This is a genomic window from Aeromonas crassostreae (assembly GCF_054052445.1).
In genome coordinates this window covers 1-5,621 of sequence record NZ_JBSTYM010000048.1, presented here as the reverse complement: position 1 = coordinate 5,621, position 5,621 = coordinate 1, and the positions used below count along the sequence as shown (strand labels likewise).

At 63.8% G+C, this 5,621-nt stretch carries 7 protein-coding genes; 5 read left to right on the top strand and 2 right to left on the bottom strand.

Annotated features, from left to right (window positions below; all coding sequences use genetic code 11):
- Positions 1-669 (top strand): substrate-binding domain-containing protein (locus ACW5W4_RS18750; RefSeq protein ID WP_456690393.1); only part of this gene is annotated, 669 nt, incomplete at its 5' end.
- Between the two features lie 71 nt (positions 670-740).
- On the opposite strand, the gene ygfZ is transcribed toward ACW5W4_RS18750, so the two are convergent.
- Positions 741-1,646, bottom strand: coding sequence for a tRNA-modifying protein YgfZ (gene ygfZ, locus ACW5W4_RS18745; protein WP_456690395.1), 906 nt, complete (start codon positions 1,644-1,646; stop codon positions 741-743).
- A 118-nt stretch (positions 1,647-1,764) separates the two neighbouring features.
- On the opposite strand from ygfZ, the gene ACW5W4_RS18740 reads away from it, so the two are divergent.
- Complete coding sequence (locus ACW5W4_RS18740; protein ID WP_427262194.1) at positions 1,765-2,034, top strand: FAD assembly factor SdhE; 270 nt, start codon at positions 1,765-1,767, stop codon at positions 2,032-2,034.
- 13 nt (positions 2,035-2,047) lie between these two features.
- Complete coding sequence (locus ACW5W4_RS18735; RefSeq protein WP_456690394.1) at positions 2,048-2,434, top strand: protein YgfX; 387 nt, start codon at positions 2,048-2,050, stop codon at positions 2,432-2,434.
- 56 nt (positions 2,435-2,490) lie between these two features.
- On the opposite strand, the gene nadB is transcribed toward ACW5W4_RS18735, so the two are convergent.
- Entirely contained in the window at positions 2,491-4,098 is a 1,608-nt protein-coding gene (gene nadB, locus ACW5W4_RS18730) for an L-aspartate oxidase (protein ID WP_456690392.1), read from the bottom strand.
- 182 nt (positions 4,099-4,280) lie between these two features.
- Here nadB and rpoE point away from each other — a divergent pair, with 182 nt between their 5' ends.
- Together rpoE and ACW5W4_RS18720 are read left to right on the top strand one after the other, a co-directional pair.
- Positions 4,281-4,862: an RNA polymerase sigma factor RpoE gene (gene rpoE, locus ACW5W4_RS18725; RefSeq protein ID WP_041995312.1), complete on the top strand. Its 582-nt coding sequence runs from the start codon at positions 4,281-4,283 to the stop codon at positions 4,860-4,862.
- Between the two features lie 21 nt (positions 4,863-4,883).
- A complete protein-coding gene (locus tag ACW5W4_RS18720; RefSeq protein WP_427262191.1) occupies positions 4,884-5,474 on the top strand; it encodes a sigma-E factor negative regulatory protein in 591 nt (196 codons plus the stop codon).
- Positions 5,475-5,621: the final 147 nt, after the last annotated feature.

Here is a 5,621-nt window from a genome sequence, read left to right as displayed (position 1 = left end):
TGGTTGCTGGGGCGGGGGGGGCCCCCCGCGCCCCTGGGGGGGGGCGCGGCCCGGCGCCCCGGGCCCAGCGACGACGACTCCCAGCTGCCCTGGGTCGCCGAGGTGCTGGATCGCTTCGCCCAGACCTTCCCCGCCATCGAGCTGGAGCTGCTGTTCCCCATGCTCGAGGATCTGACCCATCTGCTGCGGGAGGGACGGGCCCAGCTCGGCATCAGTTACGAGCGGCTGCAAGCGAGCCGAGATCTGGAGTTTCATGCCCTGGGGCGCCTGCGCCTGCCCATCGTGGTGGCGCCGGATCACCCCCTGGCCCGGTTGGCGCGGGTCGGGCTCGGCGATCTCAAGGGGGAGCGTCAGCTGATGGTCACCGGCCAGCGGGGCGGCGGGGAGCGGGAGCGTTTTCGCTTCGCCCCGAGCGTCTGGTGGGTGGAGGGGGACTGGGGTGTGCTCGAGCTCATCAAGCGCGGCCTGGGTTGGGGTTCCGTGCCCGAATACCTGCTGCAAGGGCCCCTGGCCAGGGGGGAGGTGGTGGTGCTGCCGGTGGACTTTCTTGAGCAGCAGTGGAGCATGGGGCTGGAGCTGTTGTGGCGGCGGGATCAGCCGCTGGGGCCAGCGGGTCGCTGGCTCAGGGAGGCCCTGGTGGCCCACGCCCGCCAGGTGTTCAGGGGGTAAAGGGTGTCAGTTTCAGCGCTGGGTGGGGGCAGCCAAAAGGCCCTCGCGGGCCTTGGTTCGGGTGGGGCGGCTCAGTCGTCCAGCGCGTAGGGCAGGGGTTGCAGGTGCAGCCGTGACCCCTCCTCCTGCTTGAGGCGAAACAGGGCGTCGGCCTCGGTATCCTTGGGCAGCACGGCAGTGAGCCAGACTCGGCCATCCTGCTGCCAGGCATTGAGCACCAGGCCGCTACGGCGCCAGTTCTCGCCGAGTTGCCGCTCCAAGGTATCGCCGCTGGCGACTGCGGTGCTCACCTCGCCGGCCAGCACGAACAGGGCGCGGTTGCTGGCGCCGCGATACTTGGCGCGGGCCACCGTCTCCTGGCCCATGTAGCAGCCCTTGGTGAAGCTGATGCCGCCGAGGGCCTGCAGGTTGATCATCTGGGGAATGTACTCCCCCTGATGGACCGCCTCCAGGTGGGGGATGCCGGCGGCTATGTCCAGGGCCCACCAGAGATCCTGGGGGGCACTCGGCAGGGCCAGGGCGGGATCCTGCTCGCTCACCAGCAACCAGCGGTCGGGGGCGACACGCACCGCCATGCCCTGAGCAATGAGGCCACTGTCGCTGAGGCCGAACTCGGCGGCAACCCAGGCATCCGTGCCCGTGCCCGCGATGGCCAGGCTGGTCCAGTCGCAAGGCTGGATATCGACCCTGGCGAACACGGCAAATTTTTTGAGCTCCGGCAACTGGCGCGCCAGCAGGGAGGCCTTGGTCTGCAACAGCAGGCTCTCTTGCAGGCAGTAGAGGCGAAAATCACCCCACAGCTTGCCCTTGGCATCGCAATGGCCGCCCAGGGTGCTCTGGCCGGGGAGGAGGGCATTGACGTCGCAGGTGACCTGACCTTGCAGGTATTTGGCTCTCTCTTCGCCGGTGAGGCGGACCAGGGCCAGGTCGGTCAGGGGGAATTGGGTAGGCTCGGCAGGGAAAACAGGGGCTTGCAGGCTCACGATCGCATTCCTGAGACAAAAGTATGTGACCTGCATGGTAAAGACGTAAGGAATGTTTGTCAGCCGGAAAATCCTGCTGTTACCATCCTCGGGTCTTTGTAAGGAGAGAGCCATGTTGAGCCCCATCGAGAAATCCCGCCTGAAGTGGGCCTGCCGCCGTGGCATGCTCGAGCTGGATGTGATCTTTATGCCCTTTTTCGAACACGAGTTCGACTCCCTGAGCGACGCCGAGCAGCAGACCTTCATCCGCCTGCTGGCGTGCGAAGATCCCGAGCTGTTTCGCTGGAGCATGGGCCACGGGGTGCCGGACGATCCCGATTTCGCCGCCATGATCCCCCTGATCCTGGCGCGCAACCAGGCCCGCCACGACGCCAAGTTGTAAGGTCGCCATGCAGATCCCCGTCATCGTCTCCCGGCGCCAGCAGCTCTGTCTGCTGGCGCTGTTCTTGGGGATGCTCTGGCCGGTGTCAGCCCTGATCCAGGGCGGCTTGTGGGGACTGTTTCTGCCGATCTGGGCCCTGGGCTTGGCCCTGGCCCTGCGCCAGTCGCGCCGAGTGAGCGCGCCACTGCTCTGGGAGCGGGAGTGGCTGAGCTGGCAGGGCGGGCGCTACCGGATCGGGCCGCGCAGCTGCATCCTGCCCGGCGCGCTCTGGCTCCAGTTGCTGGGGGAGCAGGGCGGACAAGTCCGGCTCTGGTTATTCGCCGACGCCCTGGCCCCCGAACACTACCGCGCCCTGGCCCGGGCCGTGCACCTCAATCCGGCCCGCAAGGGGAACCGCTGACTGGCCAGAATGACAGACCCCGCACTCGGCGGGGTCTGTGGTGATGGCGCTGCGGGTCAATCCCTGTCCGGGGTCAACACGGTCGGCTTGGGGTTGGCCTGCATGTCCGGGAAGTCCAGGTTGTAGTGCAGGCCGCGAGACTCCTTGCGCTGGAGGGCGCAGTTGACGATGAGCTCGGCCACCTGCAACAGGTTGCGCAGCTCCAGCAGGTTGTTGGAGACCCGGAAGTTGGCGTAGTACTCCTGCACCTCCTGCTTGAGCAGATCGATGCGGCGCTTGGCCCGTTCGAGCCGCTTGTTGGTACGCACTATTCCCACATAGTCCCACATCATCAGCCGCAGCTCGTGCCAGTTGTGCTGGATAACGACCTGCTCGTCCGAATCGTCCACCAGGCTCTCGTCCCAGGCGGGCAGGGCGGGGGGCTCCACGCTCATGGGCAGCTTGGCCAGGATGTCGGCTCCCGCCTGATGGGCATAGACCACGCATTCGAGCAGGGAGTTGGAGGCCATGCGGTTGGCGCCGTGCAGCCCTGTGTAGGTCACTTCGCCGATGGCATAGAGCCCGGGAATGTCGGTCTGGCCGTTGCTGTCTATCATCACGCCGCCACAGGTGTAGTGGGCCGCCGGGACAATGGGCATCGCCTCCTTGGTGATGTCGATGCCGACCGCCATGCAACGCTCATAAATGGTCGGGAAGTGCTTGATGACGAATTCCGCCGGCTTGTGGCTGATGTCCAGATACATGCAGTCGGCGCCCAGGCGTTTCATCTCGTGGTCGATGGCGCGGGCCACTATGTCCCGCGGCGCCAGCTCGGCCCGCTCGTCAAAATCTTCCATGAAACGGCTGCCGTCCGGGCGGCGCAGATAGGCGCCCTCGCCACGCAGCGCCTCGGTCAGCAGGAAGTTGGGGTCATCGGGGTGGAACAGGCTGGTGGGATGGAACTGGTTGAACTCCAGGTTCGCCACCCGGCAGCCGGCACGCCATGCCATGGCGATGCCATCCCCCGAGCTCACGTCCGGGTTGGAGGTGTACTGGTACACCTTGGAGGCGCCGCCGGTGGCCAGGGCCACGAAGCGGGCGCGGATCACCTCGACCTGTTCGGCGTTGCGGTTCCAGACATAGGCCCCCAGCACCCGGTTGCCGGGCAGGCCCAGCTTGCGGGTGGTGATGAGGTCGACCGCGTTGAAGCGTTCCATCAGCTGGATATTGGGGTGCGCGCGCACCTGATCGACCAGGGTGGTCTGCACCGCCTTGCCGGTGGCGTCCGCCGCGTGGAAGATGCGGCGATGGCTGTGGCCCCCTTCCCGGGTCAGGTGGTAGTGGGGCTCGCCGTGGTCGTCCTCCTCCTGATCGAAGGGGACCCCCTGCTGGATCAGCCACTGGATGGAGTCGCGGGCATGGCGGGCGGTGAACTCGACGACACCCGGGTCGCACAGGCCGGCGCCTGCGTTGAGGGTGTCACTGACGTGGGATTCGATGCTGTCGGTTTCGTCAAACACGGCAGCGATGCCTCCTTGCGCATAGAGAGTAGCCCCCTCACTGATGGGCCCCTTGCTCAGAACCAGGACTTTGGCCTGATCTGCCAATCGCAAGGCGAGGGACAGACCGGCGGCACCGCTGCCAATGATGAGCACGTCGCAAAGGTATTCAACACTTGCTTTCATAAGTATCATTGGCCTGGATAAAGAACTGGCACCATGGTAGCCCAAGCGAGGGTAACGATGCAGCCCACATCACCTTTTTTTAAACTAAAGCGAACTTTCTCTGATTTTCCCTGTCTGAACTTGTGCGCTTAGGAAAGGCCGGAAAAGAAGAACGATAACCTTAATGGGGGTCTTACGGCCTGATGAGCGACCAGAATTTACTGGACGAACAGCTGGTTGAGCGAGTCCAACGTGGCGATAAAAACGCGTTCAACCTGTTGGTAACGAAATACCAGCACAAGGTGGTCAACCTGGTGGCCAGGTATGTCAACAATCCCGGTGATGTGCCGGACGTGGCGCAAGAGGCCTTTATCAAAGCCTATCGGGCGCTGCCGACATTCCGTGGTGAGAGTGCTTTTTACACCTGGTTGTACCGAATTGCCGTCAATACGGCCAAGAATTACATCACCTCCCAGGGGCGCAGGCCGCCCAGCAGTGACGTGGAGGCTGACGAGGCAGAATACTACGGCGGTGGAGAGGCCCTGCAAGAGGTTGCCACCCCGGAGAATCTGGCACTGACCGACGAGATCAAGCGGACAGTGTTTGCCGCCATAGAGGCGCTGCCTGAGGACTTGAGGACAGCCATCACCCTTCGTGAACTGGAAGGGCTGAGTTATGAAGAGATTGCCGAAATCATGGATTGCCCTGTGGGTACGGTCAGATCCCGCATCTTCAGGGCGAGGGACGCAATCGACAAAAAGCTGAAACCTCTGACTGAGAATTAACTGGGGAAGACAGGTTAACTTATGGCGAACAAACAGCAAATCTCGGCCCTGATGGATGGTGACCTGAGTGATGTACAGGAACTCGATGCCCTGGCGATGGATGCCGAGGGGCGGGATACCTGGAGCCGTTACCATCTGATCGGTGATGCCATGCGGGGAGATCTGCCGCTCAATCTGCAGCTGGATCTCAGCGACAAGATAGCCATGGCCCTCGACGAGGAACCGACCATACTGGCTCCCGTGGCGGCGCCGGCCCCTCAGGCCGTGCCAGCGCGGCAGACGGCCCGTGTCCTTCCCTTTTTGCGCCGGGCGGGTCAACAGTTTGGCCAGTATGCCATCGCCGCCTCGGTCGCGGCCGCCGTCATCCTCGGGGTGCAGCAGTATCAGGGTCAGGACCCGGCACTGCAGAGCAACCCTGTGCTCAATACCATACCCATAGGGGGCAGCGCCTCGCCGGTGAGCGTGCATTACCCTCAGGATGCTGAGCGCAATGCCCGCCAGCAGGCCTTGAGCGAGCAACAGGTGAATGAGCAAAGAGCCAGGATCAATGCGTTCCTGCGCGATCACCAGTTGCAGCAGCGCCTGTTGCAAGACAAGCAGGTCCAGGAATAAGGGCCTGTCAGCCATCACTCTCTCAGGAATGTTATCGTGCGCCAGTTCAGTCGTATCCTGCTGGCCTCTGCCCTGTTGATTTGTGCCAAGGCCTCCGCCCCCCAAATGTAGGGCCCGGGCGTGTTTGAGCACAATCACGGGGCCCCC